Below are 20,323 nucleotides of genomic sequence, written 5' to 3' on the forward strand. Positions count from 1 at the left end.
CCCGCCGATCAACGATCCGGCGACCTCCCAGGAAATGTTCCAGCCGCCGCAGTTTTCGGGGTCGACCAGCGCGTACATTCAGGCCAACACGGCCGGGTACAACAACAATGCGGCATATCGCGCCGATGGTCTGCAGACCGAAGGCGATGCGGCCATGGACGTGTTCTTCAAGTGGGTTGACCCGGCTGATCCGTATGCATGGGTCCGCCTGACGACGTACGCCGGTGCGGAGCGGCCCAACCCGGCCCTGGACACGCGGGGCAAGGTGCGGTTCTACCTGACGAACCAGAGCGAGTACTTCCAGGGCAAGGTGGGCATCTGCCTGGGCATCCGCGAGACGGGCGGGAACGCGCCGCAGCTCGCCGACGGTGGCACGAGCGGGCCGATCGAGTGGGTGGGCGTGAGCACGACGCCCAACGCCCTGGTGGCCGGCGCGGACATGATCGTCGATACGACGGCGGCGGGCGATGACGTGCAGGTGTACCCGGTGGGGACGGACCTGGCGGCGTTGGGCCTGGTGAGCGGGACGGCGATCATCACGCCGGGCGCCAACGGGGTGATCAACACGACCCCGGCGGGGGACGATCAGTTGCGGAAGGGGTACACGCTGGGGGCGGACAACCAGCGGGTGCCGATTCCGGCGATTGAAGTGGACGTGTTGCCGTTCGCGGTGCTGCTGGAATGGAACCTGGCGACGGGCGTGGTGAGCGTGGACGGGGTGCCGCAGGGTGGCGGGCTGGCGGGTTTCACGGGTGATGGGATCGCCAACGCGCCGGACTTCCGGGGCACGCTGGAGCACATTGCGTTCACGAACGTGACGACGGACGCGGCGGTGCTGATCGAAGTGGCGATTGACGAGCTGCAGTTCGAGGCGACGGTTCCGGATCCGACGCCGCCGCCGAGCATTCAGGCGCCGGTGGTGAGCACGGACACGGTGGTGCGGGTGGACTGCATCGCGGCGGCGACGTCGGCGGAGTTGTTCCGCAATGGCGGGTCGCTGGGGACGCGGGTGCCGTCGGCGGGGGTGGCGACGTGGACGGGGCTGACGCTGAACGTGGGGGACATCTTGACGGCGACGCAGACGGCGAACGGGCTGGTGAGCCCGCTGTCGGCGCCGGTGGTGGTGTACGCGGCGGGGACGGCGTTGGCGGAGAATTTTGACGGGTATGCGTCCCAGGCCGAACTGGAGTCAATGTGGACGCAGACGGAGCCGACGAACGCCCGGCGGGTCCTGCTGGGCACGGGCAGTGCGTCGAGCTGCGATAACTTCGTCTACACCAACTACCTGGCCGGCACGACCGTCTCGAAGCTGTACGTTTCGATCGGCACGGTGAACGGGACGGACGCGCAGCCGCTGAAGGTGACGTACCGCTTCAAGCACGACATCAATTCGGCGGACACGCGCTGCCGCTTCGAGCTGACGCCCGCCCTTCCGAAGACCTACGGCGCGCTCGGGTTTGCGCTCACCAACGGCCTCAGCGGACTGTTCGGGACGCAGTACACGAGCATGACCAACTCGACGACACCGATCATCGAGGGCTACCGGACCGACTACTTCGGCTATGACTACGGACTCACAGGCATCACGCGGGTGCCGGGCGTGTGGCACAAGATGCAGATCGAGGTGAAGTCGAGCGTCGTGAACTTCTACATCGACGACGTGCTGGCGAACCCGATCGACCCGAACGACGGCGTGACGCCGCTGTATCCGGACGGCGTGCCGCGCGTGAACAACGACGCGTTCAAGTACATCATCCTGGGGGTCGGGTATTCAAACAATGGCCCGACGATCATGTACGACGACATTTCGGTCACGCTGGGTGACACGCCGCTGCCGTTCGGCGATCCGAACCCGGTGAACTCGCCGACAGTGAACAGCCCGATCTTCCCGGGCGCCACGTCGGTCGTGGTGACCACAGTGGATCCGGCGGCGACCCGCGTGGACGTCTACGCGAACGCGAGCACGCTGATCGGGACCGCCTTCCCGCCGTATACGGATAACACGGCGATCGTCGCGGTGGCCGGCGTGTCCGGCGACGAACAGATCACCGCCACCCAGACGGTGGGCGGCACCGAGAGCTGCCTGTCGTGGCCGGTCACCGTGGGCGTCCCCGCGCCGACGCTTCAGTCCCAGCTCGCCCCCGGGCAGACGGTGGTACAGGTAAGCAACATCGAAGAAGGACTGGCTCAGGCGGTGCGGGTCTATCAAGACGACCAGGGCAACTTCACGCTGCTGGGCAGCGTGGCGAACCCGGCGACCGACCCGGTCTCGGTCATCACGACGCCGCTGCCGGATGGCGCGACCATCGTGGCGACGCAGATCATCGGCGGGGTGGAAGGTCCGCCGTCGGCCGGTGTCGTGGCGACACTCCCGGCCCCGACCGTGGCGTCGCCGATCGTACCGCTCAGCACCAAGGTTACGGTACTGAATGTGCTGACGGCGCCGGGTGCGACCGCTTCACTGGTAACGGTGTACGTGAACGGAATCCAGCGGGCGACGGCCCCCGGTGGCACGAGCGAAGTATACGTGACGACCGGCACGCTCGTGGTCGGTGACATCGTGACGGCCACGCAAACCGTCAACGGCCTGGTCAGCCCGCTGTCCGAGCCGGTGACGGTGGCGTTCTCCGAGCCGCCGGTGACGATCAACTGGGTCCAGGCGAGCACGTTGCCGACGGGCCTGACCGATCACCAGGCGATCTACTACAACGGCTACGTGTACGCGGTGGGCGGACGCTCCGGCGCGGGGCCGAGCGCGATCAACACGGTGTACTACGCGCCGGTGAACGCCAACGGGAGCATCGGAGCGTGGCAGTTGACGACGAACCTGCCCCAGGCGACCGCGGCGCACGGCGCTGCCGCCTACAACGGGCGCATGTATGTCTGGGGCGGCTGGACGACGAATTATCCCACGATCAACGTGTGCCGTTACGCGCCGATCAACCCGGACGGGACGCTTGGGGCGTGGACGACCTCCGCGGTGACGATCCCGGACAACACGGACGTGACGCCGCCGGCCATTCAAATGGACGCCTTCGGCCGCGGCACGCTGATGCACAACGGGATCCTGTACATCATCAACGGCGAATGGGACCAGGTGACGGCGTTTGGCAACACGAATAACTGCTACTACAGCGCCATCACCGGCGGCGGCGATTACAGCCCATGGGTGCTCACGACGCCGACCGCGACTTCCAACGGCTCATGGTTCCATGGCGTGTGCATCATTCCGGGCACGTCGCAGACCTTCCTCTACCGCGTGGCGGGCAACTACCGCGGGACGACCGAGGTCGGCATGTACCGGACGACGATCAATCCGAACGGCAGCCTCGGTGCGTGGGTGCAGGATCCGGCGGATCTGCCGGACCTTGGCCGGTATGAGCACGCGACGGCGGTCGTCGGCAACTACATGTTCGTGGTTGGCGGTCTGTACGGCGCCACGCCGACGAACACCGTCTTCTACACGAAGGTCGACCCCGACACCGGCGCGATCAGCGGCTGGCGGACGGGGAACGTGTACCCGGCTAATGTGTCCAGGCTGGCGGCCACCGCCTACGAGGTCGGCGGCCGGTGGTATCTGCTGGTGGTCTCCGGCGGGCCCTACGCCGCGAGCGGCGTGCGTGACCCGCGCTGCTGGTACACGCAGATCGCGGTCGACACGGACGGCGACGGCATCGGTGACATCGACGACAACTGCCCGCTGCTGGCCAACCCGGACCAGGCGGACGGCGACGACGATGGGGTCGGCGACGGCTGTGACAACTGCCCGGAGGACTACAACCCCGACCAGGCCGACAGCGACGGCGATGGCCTCGGCGACGCGTGTGACGGTCCGGCTTACTGCCTGGGCGACCTCAACTGCGACGGGCAGGTGAGCTTCGGGGACATCAACCCATTCGTGCTGTATCTGTCCAATTACTCGGTGTGGCAGACGACCTACGCCGGCTGCAACCCCAAGAACGGCGACATCAACGATGACGGAAATTACCCCGGCTTTGGCGACATCAACCCGTTCGTGACGTTGCTGAGCACATCATCGCTGCCGATCATCTGCCCGTAGTGCGACGAGACCGTCCGCACGTTAGCGGGTAATCCAATCCGGCACGCCGGCGAATAATCGCGCCGGCGTGCCGGATGTCTTTTTATAGCCCCCAAGACAGGCCACGCGGGGCGGCAGCCCGCCGCCGACGGCGACGGCAAGCGGGGCGGCGGAGGCCGTGCCCGCGGGCGGAACGTCCGAGTTGGCGAGCCGCAGCGCCGGAGCTTTTTCTTGCGACGCGGGGTGGGGGCGCGGTACGATAAATGTTACATGGGCGTCAGGTCGGCCGGCGGTCCGGCGGGTTTGTCCGGTTTCGGGACAAAATGTAGGATCGCACAGCAGCTTGCCCGCTGTGGGGAGCCGACCATGCGCAGCGTTAAGGACTGGGGAGGTGCGGGCCAGGAGCGGCACGGTGACGGCGGTCGCGACAGAGACCGTCGCCGGCGGCAGTGGCTATCTGGAGTGCGCGGACGCCGGCCAGTATTGGGCTGAGCGCACACGGCGTGTATCAAACGGCACAGACGGCTGACTCGTTTCGGTTGTGGATTCTTAGGCAGGAGAAAGCGATGCAACGGAGAGTTCGACTTGTGGGCGTGGTCGTGTTGACCGCGCTGCTCGGCCCCTGGTCGGCGTGGGCGCAGTACCCCTCGGACCTGGTGGGCTTCAACGGCCCGCCGATCAACGACCCGGCGACCTCCCAGGAAATGTTCCGGCCGCCGCAGTTCTCGGGGACCACCAGCGCGTACATTCAAGCCAACACGTCCGGGTACAACAACAACGCCGCGTATCGCGCGGACGGTCTGCAGACCGAAGGCGATGCGGCCCTGGACGTGTTCTTCAAGTGGATCGACCCGACTGACCCGGATGCGTGGCTCCGCCTGACGACGTACGCCGGCGCGGAGCGGCCCAACCCGGCCCTGGACACGCGGGGCAAGGTGCGGTTCTACCTGACGAACCAGAGCGAGTACTTCCAGGGCAAGGTGGGCATCTGCCTGGGCATCCGCGAGACGGGCGGGAACGCGCCGCAGCTCGCCGACGGTGGCACGAGCGGGCCGATCGAGTGGGTGGGCGTGAGCACGACGCCCAACGCCCTGGTGGCCGGCGCGGACATGATCGTCGATACGACGGCGGCGGGCGATGACGTGCAGGTGTACCCGGTGGGGACGGACCTGGCGGCGTTGGGCCTGGTGAGCGGGACGGCGATCATCACGCCGGGCGCCAACGGGGTGATCAACACGACCCCGGCGGGGGACGATCAGTTGCGGAAGGGGTACACGCTGGGGGCGGACAACCAGCGGGTGCCGATTCCGGCGATTGAAGTGGACGTGTTGCCGTTCGCGGTGCTGCTGGAATGGAACCTGGCGACGGGCGTGGTGAGCGTGGACGGGGTGCCGCAGGGTGGCGGGCTGGCGGGTTTCACGGGTGATGGGATCGCCAACGCGCCGGACTTCCGGGGCACGCTGGAGCACATTGCGTTCACGAACGTGACGACGGACGCGGCGGTGCTGATCGAAGTGGCGATTGACGAGCTGCAGTTCGAGGCGACGGTTCCGGATCCGACGCCGCCGCCGAGCATTCAGGCGCCGGTGGTGAGCACGGACACGGTGGTGCGGGTGGACTGCATCGCGGCGGCGACGTCGGCGGAGTTGTTCCGCAATGGCGGGTCGCTGGGGACGCGGGTGCCGTCGGCGGGGGTGGCGACGTGGACGGGGCTGACGCTGAACGTAGGGGACATCTTGACGGCGACGCAGACGGCGAACGGGCTGGTGAGCCCGCTGTCGGCGCCGGTGGTGGTATACGCGGCGGGGACGGCGTTGGCGGAGAATTTTGACGGGTATGCGTCCCAGGCCGAACTGGAGACGATGTGGACGCAGACGGCGCCGACCAGTACCCGCAAGATGCAGCTGGGCACGGGCAGTGCGTCGAGCTGCGACAACTTCGTGTACTCGGATTATCTCCCGGGTGCGGCGGTGTCCAAGATCTACGTCTCGATCGGGACGGTGAACGGAACCGACGCGCAGCCGCTGAAGGTGACGTACCGCTTCAAGCACGACTATAACAGCGCCGACGCCCGCGCCCGGTTTGAGCTGAGTCCCGCGATCGCCAAGACGTACGGCTCGCTGGGTTTCGCCTTCACCAACGGCATCGGCGGCCTGTTCGGCCAGCAGTACACGACGTTGACGAACTCGCCGGACCCGATCATCCCAGGCTATGTTTCGGACTACTTCGCGTATGACTACGCGTTGACGGGCATCACGCGGGTGCCGGGCGTGTGGCACAAGATGCAGATCGAGGTGAAGTCGAGCGTCGTGAACTTCTACATCGACGACGTGCTGGCGAACCCGATCGACCCGAACGACGGCGTGACGCCGCTGTATCCGAACGGTGTGCCGCGCGTGAACAACGACGCGTTCAAGTACATCATCCTGGGGGTCGGGTATTCGAACAACGGCCCGGCCATGATGTACGACGACATCTCGGTCACGCTGGGCGGCACGCCGCTGCCGTTCGGCGATCCGAACCCGGTCCTGTCACCGACCGTGCCGGGGCCGCTGTTCCCGGCCGGCACCGCGGTGTTCGTGCAGGACATCGATCCGGCGGCGACGCGGGTCGATGTGTACCGCAACCGCGACACGCTCGTCGGCAGCGCGTTTGCACCGTTCACCAACAACACGGCGACGGTGACCGTGCCGGCGTTGGCCAACGCAGATAACGTCGGCGCCACGCAGACCGTCGCGGGCACCGAGAGCTGCCTGTCCGTGCAGGTGGTCGTGGCGGTCCCGGCGCCCACGTTGCAGGCGGTGCTGGTGCCCAGCCAGACGACGGTCGCAGTGAGCAACGTCGAGGAAGGGCTGGCGCAGTCGGTGCGTGTGTACGTCGACCAGGCCGGCACGCTCGTCCCAATCGGCACCCTGAACAACCCGGCGACCGACCCGGCCCTCGTCACGACGTCGCCGCTGCCCAACGGGGCGACGATCTACGCCACGCAGACCATCGGCGGGGTCGAAGGCCCGGTGTCGGCGGGCGTCGTGGTCGCGGTGCCGGCCCCCGTCGTGCAGGGTCCGCTGGACGCGGGCGTCACGCAGGTGACGGTGTCGTCCGTGCATCCGCTGGCGGGGCTGGTCACGGTGTATGTGAGCGGGACCCCGTACACGGCGAACCCGGCTGGACAGCCCTCGGTGGTCGTGACGGTGGCACCGCTGGCCCCCGGACAGCTCGTGCAGGCGACGCAGACCATCGGCGGCGTGGAAGGTCCCTACTCCAACCCCCTGGTGGTGGCGAATTTCGTGGTCGTCAATGAGTTCCAGTATGACGACACGGGCACGGACAACTACCAGTTCATCGAGCTGTACAACAACAGCCCGAATCCAGTGGACATCAGCGGCTACATCATCCAGGTCGGCGACTACGTCACGGGTCAGACGCCGCCGGGCGTCTACTACCAGGTGATCGTCCCCGCGGGCACGACGCTGGCCGGGAACGGGTTCTGGACGGTGGGTCAGACCGCCGTGGCCGCACTGCCGGGCGCCGTGGTCAACCAGATCGACGACGCGTTGAACCTGGGCGACGGCGAGAATTACATCGCCCTGCGGACGCCGTCGGGCGTGTTGCTGGATGCGGTCGCCTACGAGATGAACAAGGGCTACACGCTGATCCCGGCGGAGATTTACACGCAGATCGGCGTGGGCATCTGGGGCAACACGGTCATGGCCGACACGGGCCTGTCGTCGGATTCACGTTTCCTCGACGGGCTCGACACCGACGAGAACGGCCGCGACTGGGGCATCCAGCGCGCGACGCCGGGCTACAGCAACAACATGCCGGACCTGACGCCGTACCTGGAGGACTGCAGCGGGCTTGCGGTGGGCGACGCCGTGCCGGATTGGGCGTACAGCTACTCGCCGCCGCGCGTGATCGACCCGGCCGTGGCCGACACGTACAACCCGCAGGCCATTCCGGCGTCGCCGGACGGCGGCTATGCGTTCATCGCGCGGGACACGCCGGGCGGAACGGCGGTGTTCCTCGGCCAGCTCGCGAAGGAGAACTTCACGCTGGAGACGTACGTTTACATCCAGCCGGCGTACACGACGGCGGGCTACGAGGAGTTCAAGATCGGCGTGCGCGGCACGTCGGACGGTCTGCACAACTTCGATTACTACAACGGGTCGACGGGCCTGTGCTGGCTATTCCAGCGCACGACGACGTCGCAGACCGCGTGGCTGCTGGACGAGAACAACGGGAACGACGGTACGACCTCGACGCCGATCTGTGCAACGATCCTCGGGACGGTGACGATCGGCAACAGCGGGCCGTATACGGGCTGGCAGCGCCTGCTGCTCGAGGTGCGGGACAACTGCGTGCTGGGCATTCTGGGCGGCACGTACGGGTCGCGCACCGACGGGACGCAGTTCTACGGCACGCATGACTCGCCGGGCCCCGGCAGCGTGTGGGTCACGCACCGGGAGAGCAACACGGGCCTGGTCAACATGCGGCCGCCGACGCTCGACAAGTTCTCGCTGCTGACGGCGCCGCCCGACGCGGACGGCGACGGCATCGGCGTGCCGTGCGACAACTGCCCGGACGTGTACAACCCCGACCAGGCCGACAGCGATGGGGACGGGATCGGCGACGCGTGCGACGGCCCGGCCTACTGCCTGGGTGACCTCAACTGCGACGGGCAGGTAAGCTTCGCGGACATCAACGCATTCGTGCTGTACCTGTCCAACTTCCCGGCGTGGCAGACGACCTACGCCGGCTGCGACCCGAAGAACGGCGACATCAACGACGACGGGAATTACCCCGGCTTCGGCGATATCAACCCGTTCGTGACGTTGCTGAGCACCAACCCGCTGCCGATCATCTGCCCGTAAGGCCGGGCAGCCCTGCGCAGCGCAGCGGATAAACAAAAAGGCGCGCCGGCGGATAACTCCGCCGGCGCGCCTTTCGTTTTATGGCTGGTCGCGCAGACGCGCGCTCAGCCGGAGATCAAGCGGCCGAGGACCTCGACGAGCACGTTGCGCAGCGCCGAGAGCACGCCGTAATCGACGTTCTCAAGGTAAACCTGCCACGCGGGCGTGAGAACGTCCACGCCCGGCTCGGCCGCCGACCGGTTTCGCGTTCCGGAGGTGCCCCGGTACGCGGAGATGATCGCGCGGGTCTGCAGCCGGATGGGCTACAGCCCGGAGCGGTTCCGCGTGTTTCGATTGCGCATGGCCTACCCGGTACCGGGGTTCCAGATTGTCATGGCATTCGATGCGCCACACCGGCCGCGCTGAACCACTCCGGGCTGCGTTGCCGCTGGATCACTACGGGGTTCAGCGTCCTGCGCACGCCCTGCCTGCATCGTGGCGCAGTGCTGTGTGGAAGCCCGTCGGTTCAGCGCGACACGCTGCCGGGCCCGATCCGGGGCATGTTCACGAGAAACGCGCGGCTACGGTCATCGACCTGAGATCACACCAGATCGAAGCGATCGAGGTTCATCACCTTGTTCCAGGCCGCGATGAAATCGTGGACGAACTTCTCATCCGCATCCGAACTGCCGTAGACTTCCGCCAGGGCCCGGAGCTGGGAATTCGCACCGAAGACCAGGTCGACTCGGGTGCCGGTCCACTTCACTTCGCCCGTGGCGCGATCGCGCCCCTCAAACACGTTCGCGTCCGTCGCGACCGGCTTCCACTCCGTGCGCATGTCGAGCAGGTTGACGAAGAAGTCGTTGGTCAGCGCTTCTGGCCGCTTGGTGAAGACGCCGTGTTTCGCTTGCCCGACATTGGCATTCAGGACGCGCAGGCCGCCGACGAGCACCGTCATTTCCGGCGCGGTCAGCGTCAGCAATTGCGCCTTGTCGACCAGCAAATGCTCAGCCGGCACTGAGAATTGTCTCTTCAGGTAATTGCGGAAGCCGTCGGCAACCGGTTCCAGCACGGCGAAGGAGGCCACGTCGGTTTGCTCCTGCGAGGCGTCCATGCGTCCCGGCGTGAAGGGAACCGTTACCTCGATGCCGGCGTTCTTCGCCGCCTTCTCAACGCCGGCGCAGCCGGCCAGCACGATCAGATCGGCCAGCGAGACCTTCTTGCCGCCGGAGGCCGAGCTGTTGAACGCGCTCTGAATGCCTTCCAGCGTCTTGAGCACCTTCGCGAGTTGGGCAGGCTGGTTGACGGCCCAGTCCTTCTGCGGCGCCAAACGAATGCGGGCACCGTTGGCACCGCCGCGCTTGTCGGAGCCACGGAAGGTGGACGCCGATGCCCACGCGGTCGAAACCAATTCCGACACCCGCAGGCCAGAAGCCAGGATCTTGCCCTTGAGGGCGGTAACGTCCCGCTCATCAATCAGCTTGTGATTGACGGCCGGGATGGGGTCCTGCCAGATGAGCTGTTCCGCAGGCACCTCCGGGCCGAGGTAGCGCGAGCGCGGGCCCATGTCGCGGTGCGTCAGCTTGAACCACGCGCGGGCGAACGCGTCCGCGAACTCGTCCGGGTGCTCCATGAAGCGCCGTGAGATCTTCTCGTAGACCGGGTCGAATCGCAGGGAGAGGTCCGTGGTCAACATGGTCGGCGCGTGGCGCTTGGAGGGGTCGTGAGCGTCCGGCACCGTGCCGGCGCCTGCTCCGCCTTTCGGTCTCCACTGGTGCGCGCCGGCGGGGCTCTTCGTCAGTTCCCACTCGTAGCCGAACAGGTTCCAGAAGAAGTTGCTGCTCCACTTCGTGGGCGTAGTGGTCCAGGTCACTTCCAGGCCGCTGGTGATCGTGTCGCCGCCTTTGCCGGTGCCGAAGCTGCTCTTCCAGCCCAGGCCTTGCTGCTCGATGGGGGCGGCTTCGGGCTCGGGCCCCACATGGGTGGCGGGGCCGGCGCCGTGGGTCTTGCCGAACGTATGCCCGCCAGCGATGAGCGCCACCGTCTCTTCGTCGTTCATCGCCATACGGGCGAAGGTCTCGCGAATATCCTTGGCCGCCGCGATCGGGTCCGGGTTGCCGTTCGGGCCTTCGGGGTTGACATAGATCAGTCCCATCTGCACGGCCGCCAGTGGATTCTCGAGGTCGCGTTCGCCGGAATAGCGTTTGTCGCCCAGCCAGGTCTTCTCGGCGCCCCAATAGACATCCTGATCCGGCTCCCAGACATCCGCGCGCCCGCCGCCGAAGCCGAACGTCTTGAAGCCCATCGTTTCCAGGGCGACGTTGCCGGCGAGGATCATCAGGTCGGCCCAGGAAATCTTGCGGCCATACTTCTGCTTGATCGGCCAAAGCAGCCGGCGGGCCTTGTCCAGACTGACGTTGTCCGGCCAACTGTTGAGCGGCGCGAAGCGCTGCTGGCCCCGACCGCCGCCGCCGCGTCCGTCCCCGACGCGGTACGTGCCGGCGCTGTGCCACGCCATGCGGATGAACAGCGGGCCGTAGTGGCCGAAGTCCGCCGGCCACCAGTCCTGCGAGTCGGTCATCAGCGCGGCCAGGTCTCTCTTCACGGCCGCCAGGTCGAGGCTCTTGAACTCCTGCGCGTAGTTGAAGTCCGCGCCCATCGGGTTGGACTTGCAGGAATGCTGGTGCAGAAGCTCGAGCTTTAGCTGGTTGGGCCACCAGTCGCGGTTCGAAGTACCGCCGCCAGCAGCCGGTTGGAACGGGCACTTGGGTTCGGTCGCCATGAGTCGTCTCCTTCGTTCGGTTGCACCGGGCCGCGGTGTTCGCGCCGGACGCCGGCCGATGGGCTGTGTTGCGGTGTCGGCTGCATCACCAGCGCCTTCCGCACGCAAACGGCCATATTAGATTAATTCGCATCTTAGATTTAATCCAAAATCCGGCCGGACGTCCACCGCCCGCCGCGCGGTCCGTCGGCCTCACTTCCGGCGTTTGCGGCCGCGGAGTACGACGTGGTACTCGCGCACGTCGAAATCCCGCAGGTTCTTCGCGCCAGTCACTTCGAGCGCCGCCCACGGCACGTCGTAGATCGCGCCGGTCTCCACGTCGATGAAGTGGTGGTGGGCGTCGATCCGCGGATCGAACAGGACCGTGCCTTCCTTCAGCACCTGGGCCTTCAGCAGCTTCTTTTCCGCGAACAGCTTGAGCGTGTTGTACACGGTGGCCCGCGAGAGCGTCGGGCAGCGCCGGCGGACGTGCGCCCACACTTCTTCGGCGGAAGGATGCGTCCTGGCCCCCAGGACGTACTCGGCGACGGCGATGCGCTGGGGCGTCGCCTGGATACCGTGGCGGCGCAGCACCTGGAGCGTATCGGCCATGCAGTCTAGACTAAGTACAAACTAATACGCTGTCAAGGCCGCGGCTGCCGGATGCGGTGGAGATGGCGCAACCGGTCACGGCCATGGTAGCAGCCGACAGAGGGCGCCCGAATCTGCCGACAATCTAGTGTTGTCGGTCGCACCCGGCGTGGCGCCGTCTTTGGGGACCGCCGCGGCCACCTGGCACCGGACAAAGGATCGCGAGCGTGATCGGTATGGGACGCAAAACGCGGTGTGCCGTGGGCCGGTGGATCGGGGCCTGGGCGCTGGTGTTGATCGGCGGGTGCCCGCCGCCACCGGCCACAGCGCCCGACGCAGGTGGTGCCGACGTGGCGGCCGGTGACGAGGCGTTGATCGCGGATGAGTTGATCGTGATCGTGCGACCAGGGGCGGATAATACAGAACTGGGCGCGCTGTACGACGGCGCCGGGGTCACGCTGCGCGATCGGCTGGCGCTGCTCTCGGCGGACCTGCTGCAAGTGGATCCGAATCAGCGTGCGGCGGCGGAGGCGACGCTCGGCGCCTCGCCGCTCGTGGAAAACGTGGTCGACAACCGGCGCGTGGCACTCGACGTCGTGCCCAGCGACACCGAGTACGCGCGGCAGTGGCACCTGGCGGCCATCGAAGCGCCGGCGGCCTGGAGCGTGACGCAAGGCAGTGCCGAGATCCTGGTTGCCGTGCTCGACACGGGGGTGGACGCGCAGCACCCGGATCTGGCGTCGAAGCTGGTGCCGGGCGGAAACACGTATGACGGCACGAGCGGGTGGCAGGATGAAGCGGGGCACGGCACAGCGGTCGCGGGCATTATCGGTGCGGCCGCGGACAACGCTGCCGGCGTAGCCTCCGTGGCGTGGGCGTGCCCGCTGATGCCGATTCGCGTGACGGGCACGGATGGCCGCGCATCGACCTGGTCGCTCGTGGCCGGGATTGCGTTGGCATCCCAGGCGGGGGCGCGGGTCATCAACGTGTCGTTCCAGCCGGTGGGCGAATTTGACGAATTGGTGCTGCGGCAGGCGGAATTGGCGCGCGTGGCCGGTGCGCTGGTAGTGTTTCCGACGGGCAACAGTGGGGAGGAAAGCGCGCTGTCCGCGTCGGACGCGGCGCTGTTCGTGGGCGCGGTTGACGCGGGCGGCGCGCGGGCGGCGTTCTCGACGTACGGCGCGCTCGTGGACCTGGTCGCACCCGGCGTGGGGATCTACACGACCCAGCGCGGCGGCGGGTATGCCGCGTGGACCGGGACATCGTTCGCGGCGCCGCTCGTGTCCGGAGTGGCGGCCCTAATCTGGTCGGCGAACCCGGCGCTGCGGCCGGCCACGGTGGAGGGCATTCTGCTGGCGACGGCGACGGACCTGGGGGCGGAGGGCGACGATGCGCAATTCGGTGCCGGCCGGGTGAATGCCCGCGCGGCCGTGGCGCTGGCGCGGGCCACGCAGGAGCAGTCCGACGCGGCGCCGCCGGTGGTCACGATTCAGCAACCGGTCGCGGGCGCCACAGTCAGCGGTCCGACGGTTGTGGTGGCGCAGGCGGCGGATGACAGCGACCTGGCGGACGTGGCGTTGTGGCTGGACGGTCAGGCGCTGGCGACCGATGCGGTGCGCCCCTATGAATTCGTCATCAACGCGGGCAAGTACGCGCCCGGACAGCACGAGCTCGAAGTGATTGCGACCGATGTGTACGGGAACGCGGGGGAGGCGCGCTGTGCGGTGCGATTTGCAGCGCCGGCGGATCGCAGCGGGCCGACGATCGAGCTGGTCAGCCCGCAGGACGGCAGCGTGGTTTCGGGTCTGATCACGATCATGGCCCGGGCGCGGGACGACCGCGCGCTCGCCCGGGCCGAGGTGCGGGTCGATGGGCGGCTCATCACCACGCTCGCGCTCGCGGCGACGCAGGCGGACGTGGCGTACAACTGGGATACGGGGGCGGCCGACGTCGCGGCGGGTGAGCACACGCTCGCGTTGCGGGTCGTGGACACTTCGGAGAACGCCGCGAGCGCCTCGGTGCGTGTCACCGTGACCAAGTGGTCGGCGGGCAAGTAGCACCGCAGGGCATCGGCCCGCACATTTCATCGGCCGAAGGGCGCCTGGTTGATGGGCTGTTCGGAAAGTCTGCGCTGGGCGTCTGGCAGTCGGAACCAGCGGCGAGCGCGCGCCCCGGGCTAACCGCGACACCCATCGAGATTCGCGGCCAATCAAGCGACGAGTCTAGGTTTCGCAATGGGCGTCCAACGCCGGACTTCCGCCACGGTTAACACGTCGCCCGCCGGCTCACGGCTGTGGCAGCGCCTGCTGCAACGTCGCGAAGTCGGCCAAGTCCACATCATCATCGACGTTGAAGTCCAACCGGCAGCACTCGTCGCAGCAGGGCAGATTGCCCGGACCTGCCATGCAGGTGGCAAACCCCTCGAAATCTGCGAAGGTGAGAGCGCCATCGCCGTTGTAGTCACCCGGCGAGACCGCGACTACGGCCAGCCCCAGGGCTGGGGTAATAGGAGCGCCGGTCGCCGCCTCCGTCAGCCTCGTCTCCAGCGGCGGCATCGCCGCCACTACCGCTACCGCCCCGGCCGCCGGCACGGTGCTCGGCTGGAAGCGAAACGTCAGTTCTGCGGCCACGGCATCCGCGGCAGTGGCGCCACCATCCAGCAACACGATCGCGTAAACGAGTGTGCCGGCCGCGGCGTCCTCATAGACCTCGACGGCCGCGTCCCAGGGTGACCCCACCCCGTCCCCCGGCAGAGCACCGACGAACGAGAGCACTTCCGGAGCAAACTCGATAATGGCTTGAATGCCGTCGATTTCCTGCGCGAGCTCGGAGACCCACAGTTCGACGACGAACAGCTCCCCCGGCTCAACCCAGCACGCAGCGTCCGACAACTCCAGTGACACGAGCCCCCAGTCCGCGGTGGGACCGATCTGGATCGTCGCGGACCCAAGCGTGCCAGTCACGTCTTGTCCGGCGCCCTCGCCCCAGACGCGCGTTTGCGTGACCAAGCCGAAGCTCGGCAGGATCGTGATGTTCGTTGAGGGCGTGTTCGTCAGCGCGTGAAACCGAAAGGTCGTCACGAGCAGGCCTTCGGGAGTTGCATAGGCGAGCGACACGAAGTTCCCGACCGCCTGGTAGAACGCGTTACCGTCGGCCCAAGTGTTATTGAGCCCGTCAGCAGACGAATCCGAGTAGAAACCGGACATCAGCCACGCATATGGTCCGTTATTGACCAGGGGTTGCGCTTGATCCAGCGCGAGCGTTGCCGGATCCCACGCCAGGATAACGTCCATGGCGCGAACCGCCTGGTTCGTGCCATCATCCGAGACTGCGTAGAGACCCACCTCGACAAGGTCGCCAATTATCACCGTTGACGCCGTGGGGCGCAGCTCAAGGTTCACATCCGCATAGGCCCAACCGGCGGGCAGGATGAGCGCGACAGCCAAAACGGTTATCCAAGGACGTGATGCCATAAAGACCTCCTCAGGGTGAGCTGCGCTTCTTAACCTCCGCGCTCCTGCACGCGGCTTGTTGCAGGCACGGATGATCGCGGCCCGGGCGATCGCCTATACTTTACCAAAACCGTGACGACGGGGCCAATACCATTGTAGACGGCCACACGGGGCCCGGGCGCTTCCGCCGCACTCCGATAAACTTCGCCAAGACCACGCACCCGCCGGTGCTTTGTAGGACGGAAACTGTGCGTCCGGGGCACCGCGGGCGTGCGCGGCCCGACGAACCGAACCGACTCGCCGAACCGCGCACGTTTGATCCCGAAAGCGGTTTCTGGTCCGCATACAGTCGAGATCGTCTACTCCTGAATGGCTGGATGGCTGTCGTTATCCGTGGACTGCAGCAGCCGCTCCAGTCGTCGCAACTTCGTCTCAAACGCTGGCAACAGCGTCAGGTTATTCTGCTGCGCGAACAGCCGGATGTCGCGCACATCCACGAAACCGTCGCCATCGCGATCCGCGGCCGAGGCGTCCGCCACACCCAGCACCTCGGTGCTCACGCGCAAGCGGGCCGTAGGTCGGCTGATCTGTCCAATCTGCGTTACTTCGGCGAATCCCGGTTGCGGCGCCGGACCACAATCGTCCGGAGGATCACTGATATCGGCGAAGTTCATCTGAATCAAAGTGAAGTCCGCACCGTTCTGCAGGCCGTCGCCAGTGGCATCGGCGAGTGAACCGAGATTGGGATCGACCGGATCATTCCAGTAGATTGCCAATATCGCGAAATCGACGATGTCAACGAGATCGTCCTGCGGGACCCAGGGGGGATTCGAGAAGTCACCGGAAGTGAGCTGTGCGTTTCCAGTGAGTGTAACACTGGCGATGCAGCCGGTGCCGAAATCCAACGGCATGCGCCGCGCCAGCGTGTGACCCTCGTACACCTGGATCCAGTCCGCACCGGGAGTCAGGTCGGCCAGCAGGGCAGTGCCCTGGCCACCGGAGAAGCTCACCGGCACCACACGGGTCTGCGTTGTCCCCTCGCAATCGGTGAGCACGAACGTGACTTCACGCGTAACAGCGCCACTCAGACCCTGCACCGCCATTGTCACGTCAACGTGACTGGTCTCAACATATTCGCACGCGTCCGAATCCTCGTTGCACGTATCGGTCGTGCAGTCGTCACCATCGTCACAATTGTACGGACTGTGGGCGCAGACGTCATTCAACTCATCGCACGTGTCATCCGTGCAGAACAGGCCGTCGTTGCAGTTCGGCGGCGTGCCTGACTGGCAGCCGCTCGCCGGGTCACATGTCTCGGTCCCGTCGCACCACTGGCCGTTATCGCACACGAGGGGTGCTCCACCGACGCAGCTGCCGCCGCTGCACGCGTCACTGGTCGTGCACGCGTTACCGTCACTGCACGGGCCCATGTTGTTCGTGTACACGCAGCCCGTAGCCGGGTCGCACGTGTCATCAGTGCACACGTTGTTGTCGTTGCAGTCCAGCGGCGGTCCGGCGACACAACTGCCCTCGCTGCACGTGTCACTGGTCGTGCACGCGTTACCGTCACTGCACGGGCCCGTGTTGTTCGCGTACACGCAGCCCGAAGCCGGTTCGCACGAGTCATCCGTGCACACGTTGTTGTCGTTGCAGTCCAGCGGCGGTCCGGCGACACAACTGCCCTCGCTGCACGCGTCAGCGGTCGTGCACGCGTTATTATCATTGCACGGCGCCGTGTTGTTCGTGTGCACGCAACCGACACCGACGACGCACGTGTCGTCGGTGCAGACGTTGCCGTCACTGCATGCCCCATTGTCAGGCGTATACACGCAGCTGTTTAAGACGCACGTATCGATCGTGCAATCCAGGCCATCATCGCAGTCCGAGTTGTTCAGACAGCCAACACAGGTGTTGCCGTCTTCGTCACAGACCAGCGGTGCGGCGCAGGGATCATCGCCATCGGTGCAAACACCACTCTGGCAGGTCTCCACACCATCACAGAAGTACACATTCGGACATGGCGTGTCGTCTGGTTCGTTCTCGTGCTGACAACCCGCCGCGGTGTCACACGTGTCGGCCGTACAGGCATTACCGTCATCGCAACTGATCGGCGTGCCGGTACACGTGCCGGCGGCGCAGATGTCGTTCTCGGTACATGCGTTGTTGTCATTGCACGGGTCTGTGTTGTTCGTGTAGGCGCAACCCGAGGCCGGGTCGCACGTGTCGTCCGTGCACACGTTGTTGTCGTTGCAGTCCAGCGGCGGTCCACCGAGACAAGTCCCACCACTGCACGCGTCAGCGGTCGTGCACGCGTTACCGTCACTGCACGGGCCCGTGTTGTTCGTGTACACGCAGCCCGAAGCCGGTTCGCACGAGTCATCCGTGCACACATTGTTGTCGTTGCAGTCCAGAGGCGGTCCACCGACACAAGTGCCACCACTGCACGCGTCAGCGGTCGTGCACGCGTTATTATCATCGCACGGCGCCGTGTTGTTCGTGTACACGCAGCCTATGGCCGGGTCGCACGTGTCATCTGTACAGATGTTATCATCGTTGCAGACCAGCGGCGTAAAGACACATTCGCGGGACTCACTGTCGAAACTATCGGTCGTACAGGCGTTATCGTCATCGCACGGTGATATATCAATATCGCCGTTGTTCGTCGGAATGGTGGCTGGCGATACGGGTGCGCCGTGAATGGCCTCGGTTATGCGGTTCTGCAACGTTGGGAACGACGGCGGATAGTCGGGCAGGAACGTGATCACCGGCGTGCCGTCGTCGAGCGCCACGAATGTGAGCGTCGCCACAACAAACGGCCCAGCGCCGGGGCCGACGGAAGCTCCCGGTGCGAACGCCGAGTAACAGAGGTCGCCGTTCTGGTTGTTCTCGACGATTTCCAGCCACGGGGCGCTCGGCACGATCCCGACCAGATAGAGGTTGTCAGTGTTGTAGTGCATCAAGGCCGTGACGCCATTGGCCGCAAAACTCAGATTACGAATCTGTAACTGAACGGTAATCTGCTCGCCCTGCATGACCTGCTGCGGCGCGTCCGGGACGAACAACACCAGCTCGCCAGACGGTTCGTTGAGGCCGCGGTAATCGACCAGCGCCGGATCGATTTCACCAGTCCCGCAATGCGCAATGACGTACGTGCTTTCCGGGTCGTTGGCCGGCGACACGAAGACGCCGTGCGCTCCTGCCGAGACGGCCTGCATTTTCAGGACGGCCACGCGTGACCACATCGGCTCCACGCCGGTCGGGTCATTCGCGCAACCAACGCCGGGCAGGTAGGACCCACTCAGGTCATCGACCAGGCCGGTGGTGTTATTCACCGTGCCGGACGGGAAGGTGGAGAACAGGGTCGTGTGAAAGATGCCGTCCGTAAACGGCCAGATGTCATCATCGACGACCACCATCTGAGCCGGGTCGTAGGTGACATCCGCGCTGATCATCGTGAGTCCCGTCGGGTGCAGCGTTTGGGCCCACATTTCGACATAGTATGTGCTGCCGGCAGCGAAGTTGGTCTCCGAAGTCGGGAGCGTGGTCGTCTCGTCCGGGCCGCCGCTGAAGGTTGTGCGTGCGACCAAGGCCACGATGGTCCCGGGAGAGCGGAGCATACCGAAGTTTTGAACGTTGTCCCCACCGCTCCAGGTGTTGGGGTGACCGAAGGTGCTCGAGGTGCCGTCGTTGTAGTCCGAGGTCACCGGGTCAACCTGCGGATTCGGGTCTTCTTCGAGCTTGAACACTTCATTAGAACTCACGCCCGGGGCATGGTCGGGCATCCCCTCGCCACACGGTCCGAACTGGGTGATCCCCGATGCGTTCTTGATCGTGAGCTTCCAGTCGTTATTACCGACGGAGAAGTTCCCGGGACCGTCACCTGCTTTATTGGTGACCGTAGTCGCATACGTGGTCTCCGGAGTGCGGTTCAACGGATCCTCCGGGTCACCGAGCAGCGTATTGATGTTGATCCACCAGTCGCCGACCGACGGGTCAAAGCTGGTGTCGGTGCTCAGGCCACCGTGCGCCGTGTCCGACTCGGCAAACGTGATGATCGTCCCGGCACGCAGGTTCGACCATAGCGAATGGCTCGTCAACGTGATGGTACCGGCCGTTGCCGGTGAGGTTGCTTCGGTCCAATACAATTGCCATCCCCGCATGTCCAAGTGGTCCTGCGTGACCACCAGCTCAAACCAGTTACCACCATTGCCCTTGACCCGACCGAAGAAGACATCGTCCTTGCACGGAGGCGTTCTCGGCGGAGAGCAGTACGTGCAGTCTCCGGGATGACTGGTGTCGCCATCGCAGTCCAACCATTTCGTCGAGCCTACGGCGTTGTACTCGTTGAGGATCACGGGCACGTCTGCGCGCGGTCCACTATCATCCGCCGCGTCAGCGCCTGGTACGACCGTGGGCGCGAGCGCGGGGGCGGACTCCAGCGTGCTCATGGGCGCGGCTTGCTGTGACGCCCCGAGGTCGTGCATGCCCATCAGCGCACCGGTCGCGACCACCAGCGCCAACAATCTGCTCTTCCTCATAACCAAAGCGCTCATAGTACTCTCTCCTTTGCCGCGGCGATGCCGCATCGGGCACACAACTATACTCTGGCCCCGGGCGCGATGAACGCGCC

The 20,323-nt window shown here is 65.9% G+C and carries 7 protein-coding genes; 3 read left to right on the plus strand and 4 right to left on the minus strand.

From position 1 onward, the window contains the following. Positions 1-3,409 precede the first annotated feature (3,409 nt). Positions 3,410-4,060, plus strand: a complete 651-nt coding sequence (locus KA383_09570; GenBank protein ID MBP7746373.1) for a thrombospondin type 3 repeat-containing protein — start codon at positions 3,410-3,412, stop codon at positions 4,058-4,060. Between the two features lie 545 nt (positions 4,061-4,605). After that, complete coding sequence (locus KA383_09575; protein ID MBP7746374.1) at positions 4,606-8,910, plus strand: lamin tail domain-containing protein; 4,305 nt, start codon at positions 4,606-4,608, stop codon at positions 8,908-8,910. Between the two features lie 580 nt (positions 8,911-9,490). Here KA383_09575 and katG read toward each other — a convergent pair. Continuing rightward, positions 9,491-11,671 carry a catalase/peroxidase HPI gene (gene katG, locus KA383_09580; protein MBP7746375.1) on the minus strand — a complete coding sequence of 727 codons (2,181 nt, stop codon included), beginning with the start codon at positions 11,669-11,671 and terminating at the stop codon, positions 9,491-9,493. Positions 11,672-11,863: 192 nt separating this feature from the next. Next, positions 11,864-12,262 carry a transcriptional repressor gene (locus KA383_09585; GenBank protein MBP7746376.1) on the minus strand — a complete coding sequence of 133 codons (399 nt, stop codon included), beginning with the start codon at positions 12,260-12,262 and terminating at the stop codon, positions 11,864-11,866. Between the two features lie 206 nt (positions 12,263-12,468). Here KA383_09585 and KA383_09590 point away from each other — a divergent pair, with 206 nt between their 5' ends. Continuing rightward, positions 12,469-14,298 carry a S8 family serine peptidase gene (locus KA383_09590; GenBank protein ID MBP7746377.1) on the plus strand — a complete coding sequence of 610 codons (1,830 nt, stop codon included), beginning with the start codon at positions 12,469-12,471 and terminating at the stop codon, positions 14,296-14,298. Between the two features lie 228 nt (positions 14,299-14,526). Here KA383_09590 and KA383_09595 read toward each other — a convergent pair whose 3' ends face one another. Together KA383_09595 and KA383_09600 are read right to left on the minus strand one after the other, a co-directional pair. Next, positions 14,527-15,714 carry a hypothetical protein gene (locus tag KA383_09595; protein ID MBP7746378.1) on the minus strand — a complete coding sequence of 396 codons (1,188 nt, stop codon included), beginning with the start codon at positions 15,712-15,714 and terminating at the stop codon, positions 14,527-14,529. Positions 15,715-16,052: 338 nt separating this feature from the next. Then, on the minus strand, positions 16,053-20,231 hold the full coding sequence (locus tag KA383_09600) for a hypothetical protein (GenBank protein MBP7746379.1): 4,179 nt from the start codon (positions 20,229-20,231) through the stop codon (positions 16,053-16,055). Positions 20,232-20,323: the final 92 nt, after the last annotated feature.

It is taken from the genome of Phycisphaerae bacterium, from assembly GCA_017999985.1.
Lineage (GTDB): Bacteria > Planctomycetota > Phycisphaerae > UBA1845 > Fen-1342 > JAGNKU01.

Bases quoted from the DNA above. Each gene is read 5' to 3' on its own strand.
- KA383_09570 (MBP7746373.1), top strand. From the start codon at position 3,410: ATGTTCGTGGTTGGCGGTCTGTACGGCGCCACGCCGACGAACACCGTC.
- KA383_09575 (MBP7746374.1), top strand. From the start codon at position 4,606: ATGCAACGGAGAGTTCGACTTGTGGGCGTGGTCGTGTTGACCGCGCTG.
- katG (MBP7746375.1), bottom strand. From the start codon at position 11,671: ATGGCGACCGAACCCAAGTGCCCGTTCCAACCGGCTGCTGGCGGCGGT.
- KA383_09585 (MBP7746376.1), bottom strand. From the start codon at position 12,262: ATGGCCGATACGCTCCAGGTGCTGCGCCGCCACGGTATCCAGGCGACG.
- KA383_09595 (MBP7746378.1), bottom strand. From the start codon at position 15,714: ATGGCATCACGTCCTTGGATAACCGTTTTGGCTGTCGCGCTCATCCTG.
- KA383_09600 (MBP7746379.1), bottom strand. From the start codon at position 20,231: ATGAGGAAGAGCAGATTGTTGGCGCTGGTGGTCGCGACCGGTGCGCTG.